The following is a 21,494-nucleotide window of genomic DNA, read 5'->3' on the forward strand; positions in this document are numbered from 1 at the left end:
ATCAGTACCTCCGTTTTTTATCGTTCAATTCCGCAAGGAACAGCCGGTAATGCTCATAGCGGCTCTGTTCCATCTCGCCGCGCTCCAGCGCAGCTATTATCGCGCAGCCCGGCTCATGGGAATGGGTGCAGCCGCGGAACTTGCAATCGCCCGACAGCTCCCGTATTTCCACGAATCCGTAGCCCAGATCTTCAATGCCAAGCTCCTCGAAGTCCAGTTGGCTGAAGCCAGGCGTATCCGCCACATATCCTCCGCCGATATCGATCAGCTCAACATGCCGCGTCGTATGCTTGCCCCGCCCCAGCTTGTTGCTGATCGCATTGGTCGCCAGCGACAGCCCCGGTACGATGGCGTTAAGCAAGGAGGACTTGCCTACCCCGGATTGCCCGGCGAACACGGCGACGTGCCCGCTCAGCCGCTCCTGCAGCTGCTGAACGCCTTCGCCTCTATTGGAGCTTGTACCGAATATATCGTAACCGAGGCCGCCATAGATGCGGCGTACCGAAGAGATCGCTTGCGCGATCTCTTCGGCATCTTCCTCATCTTGCAAGTCCTGCTTGCTTAAGCATAGCACGGCCGGAATGTCCGCATATTCAATGTGCAGCAGGAATTTGTCCAACAGCTGCAGATTGAGCTCCGGCTCCGAGACGGAGAACACAAGAACAGCCAGATCGACATTGGCGACGGGCGGTCTTATCAGCTCGGAAGTACGGGGCAGCAGCTCTTCGACGGTGCCTTCGCCGTTCTCCGTCACGCTGTAGACGACGCGATCGCCTACGAGCGGCGTCAATCCCCGCTTCTTGAAGATGCCGCGCGCCCGACACTGCAGCGTCTCTCCGTGCTGCGAATCGTCGGGCTTGACATAATAGAATCCACTGAGCGCCTTGACGATCAATCCCTGCTGCTTATGGCTGCTGCTCTTGCTCATTCGCTTCTCCTACTCCTTCATTATCCGGCTGGCTGCCGTCTCCGGCTTCATCATCGGCGACTTCCGCTTGCACCGGCGCTTCCGTAGGCTCCTGGGAAGGCGGCGGAGTCTCCTCTCCGGGAATGGAGACATCGGAGTTCCCGCCCGACTTCGCATCCTCATACGAGATCGACAGCACTTCCATAAGCTCCTTGTCGCGGTAGATCATAATGCGCGCAGTCGTATCCGGCGCCAGGATGACCGTGACCGGAATCGTGATGCCATCCGTAATGTTGTATGTGCCCCCGTCCAAATTCTCGCCGGAAGCATCGGAATACTCGATTCTCACTTCGCTCGTTTTATTGAAATTGGCAGGGTAGATCGTAAATCTCGCCTGATGTGTGATCGCATCCTCCGGCGGTCCCGTACTGACGCTAATCTTGACCTTAGATTCCTTCGAAACCTCGTCGTTCACTTCGTTGCCCACAATTTCAATGACATTGCCCTTCTTGATTACATAGCTCGGCACGTACTGGATATCCTCTTCGTTCAGCACGAGGAAGTGCGACTTCAGAAGCTGCCTCGCCACCTTCAGCTCCACATCGATAATATCCGGAATCGTCGTCGGCTCCGGCCCCAGACTGACGACGAAGGAGACGCTGGCCGTCTCAGGGTCGATCCGCGTGCCTGCGGCAGGTACCTGTTCCAGTATTATGCCCGCTTCCTCGTCTTCGTTGTTCACTTCTTCAATGCGAATCCGCTTCTCGTCGATTCCCATGGCGATCAGCTCATCCAGCACATCTTGCTTGTCCTTGCCGACATACGGCCCCATCTCTTTCATCTCCGGGCCGTCGCTGACGAACAGTTCAATGAATGAGCCTTCCTTCACCTTCATATTCTTCTTCGTCTGGTCGAATACCTGATCAAGCGGTATATCCTTCCGGAATTCCCGCGTCACCGGCTCCTTCACCTTCAGGCCGGCCGCTTCAATCTCCTTCCTCGCCTCAGTCAAGCTCTTATCGACGACGTTAGGCACTTCGACCTCTTCCGGATTCAGCTTATCCAGCAGAATGAAGAAGCCCCAGACCATGAGCGCGAGAAGCAGCAGCGTCGTACTTACGACGGCGACCGGCTTCTTCCAGCCCCTCTTCTTGCTCGCCACGCCAGTATCCTCCCAGTGAGTGCCGGTGTGGGAAATGGTCGCATGCTTGCTGGTCGTGTCAGATGCGTGCGCCGTCGTGCCCTTCGGCATAACCGCATCGCCGCGAATGGCGGGCATGATCTTCGTCTCATCCAGATCACCAGACGATTGAAATGCAATTTTCGGTTCGTTCAGCCGTCCCGGCGCCAAGCAGTTCTCCAGGTCTTGCTGCATCTGCTTCGCCGATTCATAACGCTCGGACGGATTTTTGCGCATCGCCTTCAGGATGACGTTCTCCACGCTTTGCGGAATATGCGGATTGACGGCGCGCGGTTCGTCGAACGTCTCCTGCAGATGCTTCAGCGCGACGCTGATGGGACTCTCGCCCAGGAACGGCAGCTTGCCGGTCAGCATCTGGTAGAGCACGATGCCCAGCGAATACAGATCCGACTTCTCCCCGGCGTTGATGCCCTTGGCATGCTCCGGCGAGAAGTAGTGCACAGAGCCTACGACAGACCCCGTATGCGTAATGGTGGAAGCCGTCACCGCGCGCGCAATCCCGAAGTCCGTCACTTTCACGCGGCCGTTGTTGCCGATCAGAATATTGTGGGGCTTGATGTCGCGATGGATAATGTGATTATGATGCGCGTGATCCAATGCGTCGCATATTTGCTGGGCGATGCGCACAGCTTCATCTGCTTGCAGAGGAGCGCGCTCGGCGATAATTTCATTAAGATTATGGCCTTCCACGTATTCCATGACGATATAGTGCGTGTCGTCCTCTTGGCCGACATCGTATATGCTGACTACGTTGGGATGAGACAATGAAGCTGCGGATTGCGCCTCGCGGTTGAAGCGGCGAATGAACTCATCGTCATTGACGAACTGCTGGCGCAGCACCTTCACCGCTACGTGACGGTTCAGCAGCACATCGTGCGCCTTGTAGACCAAGGCCATGCCGCCTCCGCCTATTCGAGACAGTATCTCGTACCGTCCGCCCAGGTTATGTCCTATCATAGCTCATTCTCCTCCCGTTCGCCTGCGGATAGACGCAAGAGCACGACCGTGACATTGTCGTCTCCTCCCGCCTCCAGCGCAAGCTGGATGAGGTGCTCCGCGCCGGCCTCCAATTCCCAGCCGGAGGATGCCATCGTCACCAGCATCTGGCCTTCGTTCACCAGATTGCTGAGACCGTCGCTGCAGAGCAGCAATACATCGTCCGATGCCCATGTCATGGACTTGACGTCGATGTCGACGCGAGCATCCGTCCCGACCGCTCTCGTAAGCACATTGCGGCGCGGATGATGGGCCGCCTCCTCAGGACTCAGCTGACCGGATCGAAGCAGCTCGTTCACAAGGGAGTGGTCCTCCGTCAGCAGCGTGATGGAGTCCTTCCCCAGCTTGTAAGCCCGGCTGTCCCCGACATGGCCGACGATTGCCCTGCCCCTCTGCAGCAGCGCGGCTACGATCGTCGTCCCCATGTTATGATACTTCTCATCCTTGGAGGCCATCGCGTGAATCGATTCGTTCGCCGTGCTGATCGCTTGGCGCATCAGCATCTTCGCTTCTTCTTCGGAGAACGCGGACTTCTCCGCGCTCTGCTCCAACGTGCTGCGGAACGCCTCCACGGCCATCCTGCTCGCCACATCGCCGGCCAGATGGCCGCCCATGCCGTCGGCCACGATCGCCAGCGCGATGCTGTCGCCGAGCCGGCCGACCCAGGCATGGTCTTCATTGACATGACGGACTCGTCCGACATGCGTTCGATAAGCTGTTAACATAACGTCCTCACCTCGCCGTGGACTCCATATGCTTGGCCCTTAATTGGCCGCAAGCGGCCGCAATGTCATGCCCCTGCTCCCTGCGGATCGTCACGTTAACTCCCTTGTTCTCCAGAATGCGCGCGAATTCGAATATATCGTTGCGCGGCGTTCGCACATAGTTGCGTTCGGGCACATGATTGACAGGGATCAGATTCACATGGCATAACAGATCCTTCAACACTTCCGCAAGCTCTTCGGCATGCTCGGGGCGGTCGTTCACCCCGCCGATCAGAGCGTATTCGAACGTGATCCTTCTTCCTGTCTTGGCCAGGTAATAGCGGCACGCTTCCATGACGTCCTCGAACGGGAAGCGCCGGTTGACCGGCATCAGCTTGGAGCGCAGCTTGTCGTTCGGCGCATGGATGGACAACGCCAGATTAATCTGCGTATTCTCATCCGCGAATTTGTACATGCTCGGCACGATGCCGCTGGTGGACACCGTGATGTGCCTCTGACCGATGTGAAGCCCCTTCTCGTGTATCATGATTCGGAGGAACGCCATCGTCGCGTCATAGTTCTCGAACGGCTCGCCGGAGCCCATAATGACGATGCTGGACACGCGCTCTTCCGTCGCGTCGAGCATCTGCTGGGCCGTCACCACCTGCGCCACAATCTCGCCCGCCGTCAGATTCCGCTTCAGACCGCCCAGCGTCGATGCGCAGAACGTGCAGCCGATCCGGCAGCCGACCTGCGTCGTCACGCATATGCTATTGCCGTAGCTGTGCCGCATAATGACCGTCTCGATCGCATGGGCGTCATGCAGACCGAACAGGAACTTGACCGTTCCATCCTTGGACTCCAGCTTCGTAATCTCCTCCAGCGTGACGAACTGAAAGCTTTCCTCCAGCTTCTGCCTCAGTTCCTTGGACAGATTCGTCATCTCGCCGAAGTCCTTCACTCGCTTCACGTAGATCCATTGGAACAACTGTTCCGCGCGGAAGGCCGGCTCGCCGTTGTCCTTCATCCATTCCTTCAACTGCTCGTACGTATAGTCATAAATAAAAGGTTTCATCTCATCACACCTATATTTCAAAGTAGCATTGTCGATTCATTTTACCACAAACGTCCATCCGGAGCGAACCAAGCCGCTTATGCGCGCCTGATCAAGCGGGCGATATAGAACCCGTCGCTATCGAAGTGCTGCGGCAGCAGCTGGAGCTGACCGTCGAACTGCGCGCCGATAACCCCCTTCTCCTCCAGCTTGCGCAACAGCGGCTGCGGCCAGCCGGCATCCAGCGCGTATTCCGGATGCTCCTTCAGGAATGCTGCGATCTGATGCTCGTTCTCTTCCTTCTCCACCGTGCATGTGCTGTACAAGAGGACGCCGCCGGGACGCACGAGCCCGCTTGCAGCATGAAGCAGCCTGCGCTGCAGCGCGGCGATGGAGGCGATGTCCGACTCCTCCTTCGTCCACCGTATCTCCGGCTTGCGGCGAATGACGCCGAAGCCGGAGCATGGCGCATCCAGCAGCACCGCATCCATGGAGCCTGCCGGGAACCGTTCCGCCAATGCTCCCGCATCGCCGGTGATCGCCTCCACATTGCCAAGCCGAAGCCGCTCCGCTCCTTGCTGAATCAGCTTCCGCTTATGCTCGTGCAGATCGTTGGCCCACACCTTGCCCGTCCCCTTCATCAGCTCCGCGATATGGAGCGCCTTGCCGCCCGGAGCCGCGCAGCAATCCAGCACCGTCATGCCCTCCTCCGGCGACAGCACCTCTGCGACGAGCATCGAGCTTTCGTCCTGCATGGACCACTTCCCGGCCCGGTAGCCGTCCGAATCCACCAGATTGCCGCCCTTCCTGACGATAATGCCCGAAGCGGCAATCGGGGAAGCCTCTGCGGCAAGCCCCTCCCGCTGCAGCTCCTGCAGCAGATCCGACGGATCTTGCAGCATGCCGTTCGCCCGGATGCTGCCGTGCGGCGGCTCATTGCCCGCAGCGCATATCGCTTCCGCCGTCTCCATGCCGTAGACGTCCGCCCAGCGCCGCACCAGCCATTCCGGGTAGGAATGGCGGACGGCGACGGTCGCCATCGGCTCACCCGCATCGATGCGGGCTTCCGTCAAGTCGCTCAGACGGCGAACCATGTTGCGCAGGACGCCGTTCACCATGCCCGCAATGCCGCGATGGCTGCGCCGCTTCGCTATATCGACCGCTTCGTTGACCGCGGCATGGGAGGGCACTCGCTCCAGATAGAGCAGCTGATAGGCGCTCATGCGCAGCAGCTGCAGCACCCAAGGCTCTATACCGTGCAGCCCCTTCGCCCGGAAGCCCGCGATCCAGTAATCCAGCGTCTTCTTGCGGGCGATCGTGCCGTACACCAGCTCCGTCGCCAGCGCGGCATCCGCACGGGACAGCTCCGCCTCCTGCAGCATCCGGTTCAACTGAATGTTGCTGTATGCGCCGCTCTGCTCCACCTTGACCAGCGCGTCAAGCGCCAGCTCCCTGGGCGAGCGCGCCGCTTGCCGCCGCTTCATTGCGGGCTCCCGGAGCGGAAGCTTGCGCCAGGCTCCAGGCGAGCCCCTTTCAGCCAGTCGGCGGCCTGCATCGCCTTCTTGCCCGCCGGCTGAATCTCCGTCAGCAGCAGCGTTCCGTCTCCCGTCTGCACCGCTATGCCGTTCTTGTCCGCGGCGATAATCGTGCCCGGAGTGCAATCGCCGGATGCTTGTCCCCCGTCCGGACATGAGCACGCCCGCACCTTGAACACTTCGTCGTTCAAATAAGTGAATGCCCCTGCCATCGGGGAGAGCCCTCTCACCTGATTGCGAATGGCATGAGCGGAGCGTCCCCAATCTATTCTTTCGTCCTCGCGCGTCAGATTGGGGGCGTAGGTCGCTTCTTCCTCGACCTGCGGAATGCCCTTCGCCTCTCCGGAGATAATCGCCGGCAGAGTATTCTTGAGCAGCTCCGCTCCTGCAAGGCTCAGCTTCTGGAACAGAGTGCCTGAAGTGTCGTCCTCCTCAATCGGAACTTCAACCCTGCTGATCATGTCGCCCGTGTCGAGTCCTTCCGCCATATACATAATGGTGACGCCCGTTACGGATTCCCCTTCCATAATGGAGCGTTGTATCGGCGCACCGCCGCGGTACTTCGGCAGCAGGGAGCCGTGCACGTTAATGCAGCCGAATCGCGGGATATCCAGCACCGCTTTCGGCAATATCTGCCCGTATGCCGCCGTCACGATCAAGTCCGGCTTCAGCTCCGCGATGGCTTCGACCGCTTCCGGCCGCCTCATCCGCTCGGGCTGCAGGACAGGCAGTCCATACGACAACGCCGCTTCCTTGAGAGGCGGCGGCGTAAGCACTTTTTTCCGGCCTTGCGGACGATCCGGCTGCGTCACGACCGCAGCGATCTCATAGCCTTGTTCCATCAGCATCGCAAGAGAAGGGACGGCGAATGTCGGCGTCCCCATGAATACAATACGCATCCTTCTATTCGTCTCCCCTTTCCGGTCTGTCCGTTACTTCGTAGACGCTATCGGCAATTTCGGTGAACAATATGCCGTTCAGGTGATCGATCTCATGCTGGAACGCTCGCGCGAAGTAGCCCTTCGCTTCAATCGTGAAGCGTTCGCCGGCAGCGTCCTGCCCTTCCACCACGATGCGTTCCGCTCGTCTCACTTCCCCGTTGATGCCGGGAATGCTGAGGCAGCCTTCAGGACCGATCTGCTCGCCTTCCCGCTCGGTAATGACGGGATTGACCATCTTCACCAGTCCGTTCTCGTCTCCCACATCCACCACGATGACGCGCTTCAGAATGCCGATCTGCGGCGCGGCCAGCCCGACCCCGTTCGCATCGTACATCGTCTCCGCCATATCCTTCAGCAGCTTCTGCAGATTGGCGTTGAACTTGGTCACTTCCTTGGCCACTTCGTGAAGAACCGGGTCCGGCTCCTTGACAATCAATCGAATACTCATGCTTGTTCCCATCCTTTTATTCTTGATTAATCCCAATTTTATATAATCACTTGCGGGTCCACGTCGACGCTGAACTGAACGCCCCGGTGCGCGGTTTCCTTCAGCAGCGATTGCAGAACCCGCTGCACCATGCCGGATACGTCGACACTCCCCCGATATTTTATCACACATTGGAAGCGGTAGCGATCTTTCATTCTCGCGATCGAGGAAGCGACCGGCCCCAGCACCTCCACCGCTCTCGGCCGGCCGCTCGATAACGGGACCAGCACCCCTTCATGCTGAGCGAGCTCCCTTATCTCCGCCGCGAACCTGTCGCTGGCGGCGATTACCGCCGGCAGCTGCTCGTGCGACATCAGCACGAGCGCCAAGCGGCAATACGGCGGGTAGGCCATCACACTTCGATGCCGGAGCTCCTCCCGGACGAATCCGGCATAATCATGCTGCTGCGACATGGCGATGGCGTAATGCTCGGGACTGTACGTCTGAATGATAACCTCCCCTTCAAGGTGATGCCGCCCGGCCCGGCCGGCCACCTGCGTGAGAAGCTGGAAGGTTCGCTCCGCGGCGCGGAAGTCCGGCAAGTTGAGCGACGTATCCGCCGCAATGACGCCTACGAGGGTGACGTAGGGGAAATCCAGTCCCTTCGCAACCATCTGTGTGCCGAGCAGCACATCCGCCTTGCGCTCACCGAATTGCGACAGCAGCCGCTCATGGGCATGCTTGCCGGAAGTTGTGTCCACATCCATTCGAATGACTCGAATGCCGGGGAACAGCTTCGCCAGTTCTTCCTCCACCTTCTGCGTGCCGGTGCCGAAGTAGCGGATATGCTCGCTCTCGCAGGAAGGACATTGCGCCGGCGCGGCTTCCGCGTGACCGCAGTAATGACAGCGGACAAGCCTCGTCTTCTGGTGATAGGTAAGCGAGATGTCGCAATGCGGACAAGCCGCCGTATAGCCGCATGAGCGGCACATGACGAACGTGGAGTAGCCGCGCCTGTTCAGCAGCAGCACGGACTGCTCGCCCCGCTCCAGACGGCGCAGCAGCTCCCCGTGCAGCTTGCGGCTGAACATGGAGCGGTTGCCGTCCCGCAGCTCCGAGCGCATATCAACCACTTCCACCTCCGGCAAGGGCCTTCCGCTGACGCGGCTTGGCATCGGCAGCAGAGGAGAAGGCGCTCCAGGCGGCATATCCCGGCTGGCGGCGGCGAACGATTCCAGCGACGGCGTCGCGGAGCCCAGCACGACCGCAGCCCCATGCTGCTTTGCGCGGCGCACAGCGACATCCCTGGCATGGTACTTCGGGCTTTCCTCCTGCTTGTACGAGGATTCGTGCTCCTCGTCGATAATAATTAATCCGATATGCCGGAAGGGGGCGAATATGGCGGAGCGGGCGCCGATAGCCACAACGGCGCGCCCGCTCCGTATTTTCCGCCACTCGTCATAACGCTCCCCATCCGAAAGCCTGCTGTGCAGCACAGCTACCGCCGCCCCGAATCTCCCTTTGAATCGCTCCACCATCTGCGGGGTAAGCGAAATTTCCGGCACAAGCACGATCGCCTGTTTTCCTTGCTCCAGACAGTATTGAATCGATTGCAGATACACCTCAGTCTTGCCGCTGCCGGTCACGCCATGCAGCAGCATCGTGAAGTGATGTTCGGAGCGAATGACATCGGCAATGCGGCTGTATACGGCTTCCTGCTCCTCCGTCAAGGCAAGCGGCACAGTGCGCTCATAAGAACGGTCGCCGTATGGATCACGCTCCTTCTCCACCTCACGGATCGACACGAGCCCTTTCTTCTCCAGCGCGCGAATCGTGGATGCCGCCACATTCAGCTCCTTGGCCAGCTGCGCCATGGCAACGGGATAGGGATGCTCCAGCAAGCGCTCCAGCACGGCTATCTGCTTGGCGGCGCTACGCGGCATCGCCTCTTTGGCGGCGGCCGCAGCCGCCGTGTCCTCCAAAGGGAATACCGTAAGCACCGTGCGGACCGCCAGCCGGTCCTTAATCGACGAACGAACGGCCAGCATGCCGCTGCGCAGCCCTTCCTTGACCGCTTCGACATGGTCGGGGAAGCTTCGCAGCAGCTTCTCCAGCTTGATCCAGCCGCCGTTGTCCCTGATCTCCTCCTTCAGCGCCTCCGGCAGAAGGACAGTCTCCACTTCATCCTCAATCCCGATATATCGTTCTTCCTTCCCCTTCAAGGCAGCGGGGATCATCACGCCAAGCGCTTGGGTGCGGGAGCAGCAATACTTGGCGCAGAGCCACTCCGACAGCTCCACCATATCCGGCAGCAGAGGGGGCACGGGATCAAGCAGCTCCGCTACCGCCTTCAGCTTCGCGCTGTCCACAGCCGCCGTCTCCGACAGCCCGACCACGAATCCCTGCAATACCCTGCCGCCGAAGGGAACGCCGACACGACTGCCGACTTCAATCCAATCCCTGATTGCTTCCGGCACCTTATAATCAAAAGGCCGATCCGTCTGGCGGCTCGGCACATCGACAATCACTTTGGCAATCATTCCGGCTCCCCTCCACGGGAAGAGACGGCAGCAGCGGCAAGCTCCATCAGACGTTCCGCGGCACTGCGCTTGGACATCAGCGGCAGTGCTTCGACCAACCCGTCCGGACCGTATACGGACAGGATATTCGTATCTCCGTCGAAGCCGGCTCCTTCCGCACTGACATCGTTAGCCACAATCCAATCGCAGTTTTTGCGCCGCAGCTTGTCCATCGCATAGCGCTCCACCTGCTCCGTCTCCGCGGCGAAGCCGATCAGGAACTGATGCTCCTTCCGCTCGCCCAGCGTCTCCAGAATATCCGTCGTCCGCTCCAGCTCTAGCAGCAGCCGATCGCCCTTCTTCTTGATCTTCTGATCCGCCACGACGACCGGGCGGTAATCGGCAACCGCGGCCGCTTTCACCACAATGTCGCAGTTTGGATACAAGGCTGTCGCCTGTTCAAGCATCTGCTCCGCGGACTCCACCTGGATGACGCGCACGCCTGCAGGTGCAGCAACGGAGGTTCTTCCCTTGATGACAGTCACCTCGGCCCCCATCGTCCTGGCCGCCTCCGCGATGGCGAAGCCCATCTTGCCGGAGGAGTCGTTCGTCAGATAACGGACCGGATCGAGCCTTTCCATCGTGCCTCCGGCGGTGACAAGAACCCGCTTCCCCTTCAGAAGTTCCTTCCTGCCGAACCATCTCGACGCAGCCGCCATAATATCCTCCGGCTCCGCCAGCCGTCCCTTCGCTACATAGCCGCATGCCAGTTGCCCTGTGCCGGGCTCGATGAACATGACTCCGCGATCCGCCAGCAGCTTCATATTGTCGACGACGGCGGGATGCTCGTACATATGCACATTCATCGCCGGAGCGATCAGAATCGGGCAGGTAGCCGCCAGCAGCGTCGTACTGAGCATATCGTCCGCGAATCCGCCTGCTAGCTTCGCAATCGTGTTCGCCGTGGCCGGCGCGATGATGATCAGGTCGGCATGGTCAGCTAGATGGATATGAGAGACGACAGAAGGGTCCTGCTCGTCGAACGTATCGATATGTACCCGGTTGCGCGAGAGCGTCTGCAATGTTAGCGGAGTAATGAACCTGGCAGCGGATTCCGTCATGATAACGTCCACATGCGCTCCCGCCTGAACCATCTTGCTGGTCAACGCCGCGGCCTTATAAGCCGCAATTCCGCCTGTTACCCCCAGCAATATTCTCTTTCCATGCAATCCTTGCAACTTGCCGCCAACTCCTGTCCTGTATATTATCTTCCTTAATGCCTGTCAGTCTGTTATTCGTTACTCAATATGATGCGAATTCATGCATGCAGACAACGATGCTGCGCCCGGGAGGGGCGCAGCATCCGTTACCATCCCCGCTCTTCCCGGAGATTGCGAATATGTGCGAGATGATGCTTACCATGCCACGCGACGAAGCTGAGGAAGGCAGACAGCTTGATCTGGATGCCCTGCTCCGGATGATAGAACTGCTTCTCGAAGTCGGCTCTGCTCATGGACCGCAGCAGAATCGACCACCTTGGATGAACGCCGTCTATTATCGCCAGGCTATGCTCGGGAAGCGCCGTTACACTGTCCTTCAGCTCGGCCCAGCCGCCTTCATGGAATGGCTTGATGGTGGGATTGGATTCCGTCAACGCCCACTTGAAGCGCGAGTAGCAATGCATGGATGCGTCCGCCATATGATGCACAGTCTGCCTTACCGTCCAGCCTCCATGGCGGTACGGAGTATCCAGTTGCTCATCGTTTAGGCCGACTGCCGCCTCCCTGATAAGATGCGGGAACTGTTCCACCTCTGCAATCCACTGCTCCTGCTGAGCAGCCGTCATGCCTTCGAATAAGAATCTGCCGATCGGATAACGCTTCTGTTCCATCCATATCCCTCCCATTCATATTCTCCATCGCTCACGTCGCATGCTGCATATCACTAATCATATACATTCTATCGGCGCAAAAAAATTCCTCTTCTATCATACCATAACCGCCGGCAAAAAGTAGAGTGCGCCAATGCAAAGAAGCGAAGCATGCACTGTTGCCAGTGACGCTCCGCTTCGCCTTCGGTTGGTGTTATTCTTCGTTGGGGTCCCGCGATTCCAATTGAACGAAGTCGCCGTAAATCTCTTCAAGCGCAACGCCCACGAATTTGTGGGAACGCGGTTCCGCCAGATCGGATTTGTTGCCGTCGCGAAGCATCCGCGCCCGTCTGGAGGCGGCTACGACGAGCGTATACTTGCTGTCTACTTTCTTCACCATTTCATCTATCGAAGGATATAACATTGAACATTCTCCTCACTCATGCTTTCTCGATCGCATCCTTCATCCCCGTTACATAAGGGACGAATCTCTCTCTGCGGCAGTGCTCGGCGATGATGATGCTCCGTATCCGGTCACAAGCGGCATCGATCTCATCGTTCATAACCGCATAATCGTAATGCTGAAGAAGGCTCATCTCCTCCACAGCCACGTTCATGCGCGTATTGATCGTCTCCATCGTCTCCGTGCCTCTGCCTGTAATCCGCTGCTTCAGCTCCTCCAGGGAAGGCGGGAGCAGGAATACGAAGATCGCCTCCGGGAATTTCTCCTTCACCTTCAGCGCGCCCTGCACTTCAATCTCCAGAATGACGTCCTTGCCGCTCGCCAGCGTCTCTTTCACGAAGTCGCGGGGAGTGCCGTAGTAGTTGCCGACATATTCTGCATACTCCAGAAGCGCGTCCTGCGCGATCATCTCCTGGAATTGTGCTCTTGTCTTGAAGAAATAATTGACGCCATCAACCTCACCTTGTCTCGGCTGCCTGGTTGTGGCCGACACGGAATATACGAGCTCCGGCATCCGCCCGCGAAGCGCCGTGCACACCGTACCCTTTCCTACTCCGGCCGGACCGGACAAAACGATTAACAATCCCATTTGTTCAATGCTCCCTGTACCGTACTATTCGTCGTTATCGTCATCCTTCGTGGATAGACGGTGCGCAACCGTCTCCGGCTGCACCGCCGATAGAATAACATGATCGCTGTCTGTAATAATGACCGCACGCGTGCGGCGTCCATAAGTTGCGTCAATAAGCATATGCCTGTCGCGAGCTTCCTGAATAATGCGTTTGATCGGAGCCGATTCCGGACTTACGATAGATATAATGCGATTGGCCGAAACAATATTGCCAAATCCAATATTAATAAGCTTAATAGCCAAGCCAGATCCCCCTCACCTACGGTCTATCTCTGCGCATTATTGCACTATTGTTGACGAAAAAAGGAAAGAGCATACGTTTCTATTCCCTTCAGCCTACGCCCTATTCTAATTGATTTTAAAGCTCCGAACAAGCAAAAACAAGAAGAAATGATGAATTTATGCCGCAAGGCTCATTATTTTTTCGTTTTTTCCCATACGTATGACGTTAATTGCACAGCCATGTCGTAGTGCATGAACGGTGTAATCAAGTAGATGCCGTTGAAATGCGGAATGGCGCTGTCCAACAACTCCCGGGCGATCCGGACGCCCTCCGCGCGGCCGGCTTCTCCCTCCAGTCCCGACATGCGGCGGCGCACTTCATCCGACAGCTGAATGCCGGGCACCTCATTGTGCAAGTATTCCGCATTGCGTCCGTTCGCAAGCGGCATGATGCCGATAAATAGAGGGACATCCAGATGACTGGTAGACTCTGCGATCCGTTCCATAAGCGCGGCGTCGTATACCGGCTGCGTCATAATGTAGTCGGCGCCGGATGCGATCTTCCGCTCCAGTCGCTGCACCGCCTTGTCCAGATGCTTCACATTGGGATTGAACGCCGCCCCGACGACGAAATTGGCCTTCTGCTTGAGCGGCTTGCCGCTGAATGCCGTTCCTTCATTCAATTGCTTGATCATTCGAATCATCTCGAACGAGGTCAAGTCGTACACCGAGCTGGAATCCGGCAAGTCTCCGAAGCGGGCGGGATCTCCCGTCACCGCAAGCACATGGTCGATGCCCAGCGCGTCAAGTCCCATCATGTGCGACTGCGTACCGATCAGGTTGCGGTCGCGGCAAGCGATATGGATCAGAGGACGGATGCCGACGCGCTCGCGAAGCAGCGCCGCAAGCGCCAGATTGCTCATTCGGGTAACCGCAAGCGAGTTGTCCGCCATCGTCACCGCATCGGCCCCCACTGCCTTGAGCGCCTCCGCTCCGGCCATGAACTTGCTGATATCCAGATCGCGGGGCGGATCGAGCTCGACGATTACCGTATGACGCTGCTTCACCAGATCGACGATCGTCGGCGCAGCCTCGTCATGATCGGCGGTTGCTTCTGCCGTTGCCGGCTCGGCCTTCGCAGGCGCCTCCAATACGATCGCTTCCCGTCGTCCGGCGTTCTCTTCGAGCTGCGGTTCATAATTCGCCAGTGCCGCAGCCATCGCCGCCACATGCTGCGGCGTCGTGCCGCAGCAGCCGCCGATAATGCGGGCGCCGCGATCGGCGAAGCGCTTGGCGGATTCCGCGAAGTAGTCCGGCCCCGCGGAGTATACGTACTTGCCGTCCACATAATCCGGTATGCCGGCATTAGGGTAGACGGACATAGGCAGCGAAGTGCGCCCTCTGACGGAATCCATTGCGCGCATAATGCCGCTTGGACCGCTTCTGCAATTGAAGCCGGCTACATCCGCCCCCGCTTCCTGCAGCTGCAGGAATGCGTCGGCAAGCGCGATGCCGTCATGCGTGCGGCCCACATCCTCCGCTGCGAATTGGCAAATGACGGGGACGTCCGTCAGCTCGCGGGCGACGCGAAGCGCGATCGCCATCTCTTTCAGATCGTAGAACGTCTCCAGCAGCAAGCCGTCGACCCCCGCGTCCAGCAGCGCATGCATTTGTCTCCGGTACGCTTCCGTTACGGCCGCCGTTCTCACATTTTTCAGCTTGCCGGCGCGAATGGAGCCGACTGCGCCCACTACATACGCGTCGTTCCCGACCGCCTCGCGAGCCAATGCGACGCCGGCGCGGTTGATTGCCTCCATCTCGCCCTCCAGCCCGTACTTCGACAGCTTCTCCAGGTTGGCGGAGAATGTGTTGGTCTCGATCACTCTCGCGCCCGCCTCGTAGTATTGGCGGTGCACATTCCCGATCACGTCGGGCCGGGTGACATTGAATTCCTCATATGATATGCCGACAGGGAATCCCATCCCGTACAGATAAGTTCCCATCGCTCCGTCTCCGACCAATATGCGCTCTTGCAGAGCTTGTCTGAATGGAAGTCTTGCCTTGTCCTCTCTGCCCATCTCTATACTCCTTCCACCGAACCGCGGAATACTTCCTCGGCCGGTCCCGTCATATAGATGTGATTGTCGCTCTCGCTCCATTCGATCAGCAGATCGCCGCCCTTCAAGGAGATGGTGGCAATTCGCTCCGTCTCGCCCTTCAGTACGGAAGCGACGAGCGTAGCGCAAGCCCCCGTGCCGCATGCCAGCGTAGGTCCCGCTCCGCGTTCCCATACCCGCATGTCGACTTGGCTGCGGCTGTTGACCGTCGCGAATTCCACGTTCACCTTGCGCGGGAATAACGGATGCTTCTCCAGTTTGGGTCCCCACGTCTCCAGATCGAACGATACCGCATCCTCTACCGCAATAACACAGTGCGGATTGCCCATCGACACGGCTGTGAAGGCGAATGTGCGGCCTTCCACTTCAATGGGGTGCTCCACCACTCGCTCCGCGTCGATCGTAGTCGGGATGGCAAGCCCGTTCAAGATCGGAGCGCCCATGTCGACGCGAACCTTCTCCGCTTTGCCCCCGTTCACCGTCAATTGCACCTTCTGCACGCCCGCTCCGAGCGTCTCGATCGTAATCTCCTCTTGATCGGTCAAGCTGTTGTCGTATACATATTTGGCGACGCACCGGATCGCATTGCCGCATTGCTCCGCTTCCGTGCCGTCCGAATTCATAATGCGCATGCAAAAATCTGCCTTCTCGGAAGGCAGAATGTAGACGAGTCCGTCGGCACCGATGCCGAAGTAGCGGTTGCACAGGGAGAGCGCCAGCTCCGAAGCATTGTCCGGCAGCTTGCGCTCTCCCGCCACTACAATAAAATCATTGCCTAAGCCGTGCATTTTTGTGAATTTCATATATGCTCTCTCCCCTTGTAGAGGCTCAAACCTCAGCTTGTCATTTCTATATAGCATACCGCATGAGAGAGAGAAACGCTATTCATATTTTACACGATCGTTTGCATTATTCCGTCATCTGGACACGGTTTGAGGGCCGATCGGCCACTTCGATTTCTTGCTTTTGCTGCCCGGTTTCCCAAGAACACTGCCTATTCCCATCAGAAATGTCGGTATTCCCGCCGCTACAAACACCAGACACCATTCGCGGAAGCCGATCGGTACGGTCTTGAATATCGGCTGCATCGCTTCAATATAAATCACGCCCAGCATGAGCAGCAGCGACGAGAGAACGGCCAGCACCAAATACTTGTTCTGCAGCGGATTGCGGTGGAAGATCGAGCGGGAGCTGCGGCAGTCGAACACATGAATGAGCTGGGCCATGACAAGTGTGGTAAAAGCGACCGTCTGAGCCCGCGTCAGGCTTTCGGCGTCTCCGGCCCCTTCCTTGAGCGTAATCCAGAATGCGCCCAGCGTGCATATGCCGATCAGAATGCCTCGGCTAATAATTTTCCAGCCCAGCCGCCTTGCAAATATGTTCTCCTTCGCCGGTCTCGGCTTCTGCTGCATCAGATCCTTCTCCGCCTGATCGACACCCAGCGCCATGGCAGGCAGACCGTCCGTCACCAGATTGACCCACAGAATCTGAATCGGCACAAGCGGCAAGGGCAGTCCCGCCATCATCGCCAGGAACATGACGAGTATCTCGCCCACATTGGACGCCAGCAAGTAACGGATGAACTTGCGGATGTTCTCGTAGATGCCTCTCCCCTCTTCGATCGCGGCGACAATGGTAGAGAAGTTATCGTCGCTCAGTACGAGCGCCGAAGCTTCCTTGGACACATCCGTTCCTGTTATACCCATCGCAATGCCGATATCCGACGCCTTAATCGCCGGAGCGTCGTTCACGCCGTCGCCCGTCATGGCGACGACATGCCCTCTCCGCTGCAGCGCCTTTACAATACGCAGTTTATGCTGCGGAGATACGCGGGAGTACACGTAGATATCATCCGCCTCGCGGTCAAGCTGCTCGTCGCTCATCTGCTCCAGCTGCTGGCCGCTTATCGAGCGCCCGCCCCGCGGAATAATCCCCAGATTCGCGGCGATAGCTTCCGCCGTCATGCCATGATCGCCCGTGATCATTACCGTCTTGATGCCGGCGCGGCGGCACTTCACAATCGCATCCTTCACTTCGCGGCGCGGCGGATCGATCATGCCTGCCAGTCCCACGAATACAAGCGTATTCTCCGCTTCCCGCTCGGATTCACAGGAGTCCGCGCTGCGCAAGTCGCGGTAAGCGAAGCCCAGCACGCGCAGCGCCGAATGCGCCATGCCTTCCGCCGCTTCCCTGCACTTCCGCTTCAGGGAGGCGGTGAATGGAAGCACCTTGCCGTCCCACAGTACATAAGCGCAATGCTCCATGAGGATGTCTGGCGCCCCCTTCGTGCAGAGCAACCGACCGCCCTGATGGGAGACGACGACCGACATCCGCTTCCGCTCAGAATCGAACGGGAACTCCTTCACGCGTGAATACAGCATTTCCAGCGACTTGGCCGATGAGCCCAGCTTGGCCGCCAGCACGGCCAACGCCCCTTCTGTGGGATCGCCCTTGAGCGACCATTCCTCCGGGGCAGTCTCCCCCCGCTTGCGCCGCTTCGGCTCTTCCTGCTCATTCCTTACCAATTGGGCGTTGTTGCACAACGCGCTAATCTGCAGCAGCCGCTTCAGCGGCAAATCATGCTTGCAGTCGACCGACCGGCCGTTCTCGGTAATGTCTCCTTCCGGCGCATAGCCCTCTCCGCTTACTTTCAGCGCTCTGCCGCTAATCCATACATCGGTAACGGTCATCTTGTTCTGCGTCAGCGTGCCCGTCTTGTCCGAGCAGATGACGGACGCGCAGCCCAGCGTCTCGACGGAAGGCAGCTTGCGTACGATAGCCTTGCGCTTGATCATGCGCTGCACCCCCAGCGCCAGCGCAATCGTCACGATGGCAGGCAGCCCCTCCGGAATGGCGGCTACGGCCAGGCTCACGCCGGCCAGGAACATGCCGTATGCCGGCTGTCCGTGAAGAATCCCCGCGACTACGACCATAATCGTCAGGCCGATCGCCACCAGTATAAGCAGCTTGCCGAGTTGCTCCAGGCGATGCTGCAGCGGCGTCTCCATCGCTTCCGTCTCCTGGATCAGTCCCGCGATCTTCCCCATCTCCGTCCGCATTCCGGTGCGAACGACGACGCCTTTGGCTGTGCCGCGAGTAACCATCGTTCCCATGAAGGCCAGATTGCGCTGATCGCCGAGAGGCAGCTCCTCCTCCTGAATCGCGCCTGCATGCTTGCCGACGGGAACGGACTCGCCGGTGAGCGCGGACTCCTCCGTGTACAGGCTGCTGGCCTCCATCAGCCGAATATCGGCCGGCACACGGTCTCCGCTTTCCAGCACGATCATGTCGCCCGCGACCAGTTCCTTCGCCGCCACAGTCAGCAGTTGGCCGCCGCGCATCACTTTCGCCGACGGTGCGGACAAGGCTTTAAGCGCTCTTAGCGAACGTTCAGCCCGGAATTCCTGGATGAATCCAAGCACGGCGTTGATCACGATGATCGCGACGATCGTAATGGCATCCAAATATTCGCCAAGCAGTCCCGATATGAGCGTGGCGCCCATCAAGATGAGCACCATGAAATCCTTGAACTGATTCAGGAACAGCACGATCGGCGACAAGCGAGCGCCTTCGGTCAATTCATTGTAGCCCTGCGTCTCCAGCCGCTTCTCGGCCTCGGATGCATGCAGCCCTCCGTCCGGATAGCAATCCAGCGCCTCCTGCAGCTCGCTTAGTCCCATCTGGTGCCATTTCATTTGTTCCATACTGACTCCCTCCCGTAATATACCCATCCAGACTTCGGACAGCCCCGATACTTCACTCTATTCGGACAGCCTATAAAATATCCCGGAAGCACTTAAGTTTTTGTCCCGATTATGGCATGATAGAATCATACTGCTGGAAGAGAGGTACTTATATCATATGGCACTAGACGGCATCGTTACCGGCGCCATCGTCCGCGATTTGCAGCGGGCGGTCGGAGCGCGCATTCATAAAATTCACCAGCCCGCAGAACACGATCTCGTTCTCGGCATCAGGGGCGCGGGCATGAACGGCAGACTGCTCCTGTCCGCCAACCCGACCTATCCGCGCGTTCACTGGACGACGGGGAGCTACGTCAATCCGCTTGAACCGCCCATGTTCTGCATGCTGCTCCGCAAGCATTGCGAAGGCGGGGTCATCGAATCCGTCCGGCAGATCGGGCGCGAGCGGATCATCTATATCGAGGTCAAGCATCGCGATGAGCTGGGAGATCAGACGAACAAAGCGATTATCGTAGAAATTATGGGGCGTCACAGCAACATCATATTGTCAGATCCGGCCACCGGTCTGATTCACGACGGCATCCATCATGTCACGCCGGCGATCAGCAGCCACAGAATTGTGCTTCCGGGCAGCGCCTATACGCCTCCGCCGGAGCAGGACAAGATCGACCCGCTGTCCGTCGGCAGCAAGGAAGCGTTCGGCAAGCTGATCGCTTCGCGTATCGCTGCCGAAGAAGCTCCCGTCCCGGTGCATCGCGCGCTCGTGCACACTTTCAGCGGCATCAGCCCTCTGCTCGCGAAGGAGATTGCATACCGGGCCAGCGGCGGCGCGGCGGAGCAGCCATGCTTGCAGCCTGAGGGGATGACCGCTGAAGCGGGGATTGACGGTTCGCTGATTGAGACGGAGGCACTATGGTCCAGCTTCAGTCAAGTAATGAAGGAAGCGGAGCAAGGGAGCTACGAGCCTGTCATCGTAACGGATGCGGCCAACGGCAAAGCCAGCTTCTCGATTACGCCGCTCACACATATCCAGGGAGAACGCGACAATTACGATACGATAAGCGAATGTCTGGAAGCCTTCTACGGCGACAAGGCCGAGCGCGATACGGTTAAGCAGCGTGCGGCCGACCTGATTCGCTTCGTCGGCAACGAGAAAGCGAAGAACGTAACCAAGATCAAGAAATTGCAAGAAACGCTGCACGAAGCACGCGATGCGGAGAAATACCGGATTATGGGCGAACTGTTGACGGCATACATGCATCAGATGAAGCGGGGCGACGAGTCGGTCACGCTTCTGAACTTCTATGAGGAGGATCAGCCGGAGCTGACGATAAGGCTGGACGCGAGACTAACGCCGTCGGAGAATGCGCAGAGCTACTTCCGCCGCTATACGAAGCATCGCAATAGCCTAAGCATCGTCGCGGAGCAGATGGAGCTGGCAGAGGAGGAGATCCGGTACTTCGATACGCTGCTGCAGCAGTTGGATAGCGCATCTCTGGCGGATATTGAGGAAATACGCGACGAACTGGTCGCGCAAGGATACATGAGGGAGCGCAGCCGCAAGGGGCCTCGCAAGAAGAAGCCGCAGCGGCCTTCCGTTCTTGTCTACACATCCTCGGAGGGCATTCCGATCTATGTCGGCAAGAACAATACGCAGAACGAATATGTGACCAACCGGCTGGGCGCTTCCTCCGATACGTGGCTGCACACGAAGGATATTCCCGGCTCGCACGTTCTGATCAAGAGCTCGCAGTACAGCGACGCTACGCTGGAGGAAGCGGCAATGCTGGCAGCACATTACAGCCAGGCACGAGCTTCCAGCATGGTTCCGGTCGACTATACCCTCATTCGCCATGTACGCAAGCCTAGCGGCGCGAAGCCCGGTTTTGTCATTTACGACAACCAGAAGACGCTGTTTATCACCCCTGACGAGCAGCGGCTGAAGGCTCTCCCGTCGGAAGTGAAGTAGCAGGTCAGCTGGACGAAGCCATTAGGCTTCGCTAACGATCTATGCCCGCAACAAGAAAAAAAAACCTCTGCTTCCACTCTTTTCGTGGATACAGAGGTTTTTCCCTTCGTTACTCCCAACTGCTAATCTGCCACTTTTATACGATAAATCGTACAAAGTCGCCACTTTCCACTGTCGGTCTGCCACTTTTGTACGATAAATCGTACAAAGCCGCCGCTTTCCATTGTCGGTCTG

The 21,494-nt window shown here is 58.4% G+C and carries 17 protein-coding genes; 1 reads left to right on the top strand and 16 read right to left on the bottom strand.

What is annotated here, in order from left to right:
- Nucleotide 1 precedes the first annotated feature (1 nt).
- The 16 genes from rsgA to M6D81_RS09470 all read right to left on the bottom strand — a co-directional run bounded on the left by rsgA (nt 2) and on the right by M6D81_RS09470 (nt 19,291).
- Nucleotides 2-928, bottom strand: a complete 927-nt coding sequence (rsgA, locus tag M6D81_RS09395) for a ribosome small subunit-dependent GTPase A (protein ID WP_262676612.1) — start codon at nt 926-928, stop codon at nt 2-4.
- A complete protein-coding gene (gene pknB, locus M6D81_RS09400) occupies nt 906-3,065 on the bottom strand; it encodes a Stk1 family PASTA domain-containing Ser/Thr kinase (protein ID WP_262676613.1) in 2,160 nt (719 codons plus the stop codon). Before pknB ends, rsgA begins: the two co-directional genes overlap by 23 nt.
- The gene (locus M6D81_RS09405) at nt 3,062-3,829 is read right to left on the bottom strand and encodes a Stp1/IreP family PP2C-type Ser/Thr phosphatase (protein ID WP_262676614.1); all 768 of its coding nucleotides are present in this window, start codon (nt 3,827-3,829) and stop codon (nt 3,062-3,064) included. Before M6D81_RS09405 ends, pknB begins: the two co-directional genes overlap by 4 nt.
- A gap of 7 nt (nt 3,830-3,836) precedes the next feature.
- Nucleotides 3,837-4,883: a dual-specificity RNA methyltransferase RlmN gene (gene rlmN, locus M6D81_RS09410; protein WP_262676615.1), complete on the bottom strand. Its 1,047-nt coding sequence runs from the start codon at nt 4,881-4,883 to the stop codon at nt 3,837-3,839.
- A 77-nt stretch (nt 4,884-4,960) separates the two neighbouring features.
- Entirely contained in the window at nt 4,961-6,346 is a 1,386-nt protein-coding gene (gene rsmB / locus M6D81_RS09415) for a 16S rRNA (cytosine(967)-C(5))-methyltransferase RsmB (RefSeq protein WP_262676616.1), read from the bottom strand.
- Entirely contained in the window at nt 6,343-7,296 is a 954-nt protein-coding gene (gene fmt / locus M6D81_RS09420) for a methionyl-tRNA formyltransferase (protein ID WP_262676617.1), read from the bottom strand. Before fmt ends, rsmB begins: the two co-directional genes overlap by 4 nt.
- Before the next feature lie 4 nt (nt 7,297-7,300).
- Complete coding sequence (gene def, locus M6D81_RS09425; protein WP_262676618.1) at nt 7,301-7,786, bottom strand: peptide deformylase; 486 nt, start codon at nt 7,784-7,786, stop codon at nt 7,301-7,303.
- Nucleotides 7,787-7,824: 38 nt separating this feature from the next.
- Nucleotides 7,825-10,305: a primosomal protein N' gene (gene priA / locus M6D81_RS09430; protein ID WP_262676619.1), complete on the bottom strand. Its 2,481-nt coding sequence runs from the start codon at nt 10,303-10,305 to the stop codon at nt 7,825-7,827.
- Nucleotides 10,302-11,513 carry a bifunctional phosphopantothenoylcysteine decarboxylase/phosphopantothenate--cysteine ligase CoaBC gene (gene coaBC, locus M6D81_RS09435; RefSeq protein ID WP_262676712.1) on the bottom strand — a complete coding sequence of 404 codons (1,212 nt, stop codon included), beginning with the start codon at nt 11,511-11,513 and terminating at the stop codon, nt 10,302-10,304. The genes priA and coaBC overlap by 4 nt, the downstream gene beginning before the upstream one ends.
- 137 nt (nt 11,514-11,650) lie before the next feature.
- A complete protein-coding gene (locus tag M6D81_RS09440) occupies nt 11,651-12,175 on the bottom strand; it encodes a YfiT family bacillithiol transferase (protein WP_262676620.1) in 525 nt (174 codons plus the stop codon).
- Between the two features lie 193 nt (nt 12,176-12,368).
- The gene (rpoZ, locus tag M6D81_RS09445; protein WP_262676621.1) at nt 12,369-12,578 is read right to left on the bottom strand and encodes a DNA-directed RNA polymerase subunit omega; all 210 of its coding nucleotides are present in this window, start codon (nt 12,576-12,578) and stop codon (nt 12,369-12,371) included.
- A 16-nt stretch (nt 12,579-12,594) separates the two neighbouring features.
- On the bottom strand, nt 12,595-13,206 hold the full coding sequence (gmk, locus tag M6D81_RS09450) for a guanylate kinase (RefSeq protein WP_262676622.1): 612 nt from the start codon (nt 13,204-13,206) through the stop codon (nt 12,595-12,597).
- A gap of 24 nt (nt 13,207-13,230) precedes the next feature.
- On the bottom strand, nt 13,231-13,491 hold the full coding sequence (gene remA, locus M6D81_RS09455; protein WP_005548256.1) for an extracellular matrix/biofilm regulator RemA: 261 nt from the start codon (nt 13,489-13,491) through the stop codon (nt 13,231-13,233).
- Nucleotides 13,492-13,664: 173 nt separating this feature from the next.
- On the bottom strand, nt 13,665-15,548 hold the full coding sequence (locus tag M6D81_RS09460) for a bifunctional homocysteine S-methyltransferase/methylenetetrahydrofolate reductase (RefSeq protein ID WP_262676624.1): 1,884 nt from the start codon (nt 15,546-15,548) through the stop codon (nt 13,665-13,667).
- A 2-nt stretch (nt 15,549-15,550) separates the two neighbouring features.
- On the bottom strand, nt 15,551-16,390 hold the full coding sequence (gene dapF / locus M6D81_RS09465) for a diaminopimelate epimerase (protein ID WP_262676625.1): 840 nt from the start codon (nt 16,388-16,390) through the stop codon (nt 15,551-15,553).
- A gap of 114 nt (nt 16,391-16,504) precedes the next feature.
- Nucleotides 16,505-19,291 carry a calcium-translocating P-type ATPase, SERCA-type gene (locus M6D81_RS09470; protein WP_262676626.1) on the bottom strand — a complete coding sequence of 929 codons (2,787 nt, stop codon included), beginning with the start codon at nt 19,289-19,291 and terminating at the stop codon, nt 16,505-16,507.
- 157 nt (nt 19,292-19,448) lie between these two features.
- Here M6D81_RS09470 and M6D81_RS09475 point away from each other — a divergent pair, with 157 nt between their 5' ends.
- Nucleotides 19,449-21,260 (top strand): Rqc2 family fibronectin-binding protein, encoded by a 1,812-nt coding sequence (locus M6D81_RS09475; protein WP_262676627.1) that lies wholly within the window; start codon nt 19,449-19,451, stop codon nt 21,258-21,260.
- The last annotated feature ends 234 nt before the right edge of the window (nt 21,261-21,494 follow it).

This window comes from Paenibacillus sp. J5C2022 (assembly GCF_025567625.1).
In the GTDB taxonomy this organism is placed as follows: Bacteria; Bacillota; Bacilli; order Paenibacillales; family Paenibacillaceae; genus Pristimantibacillus.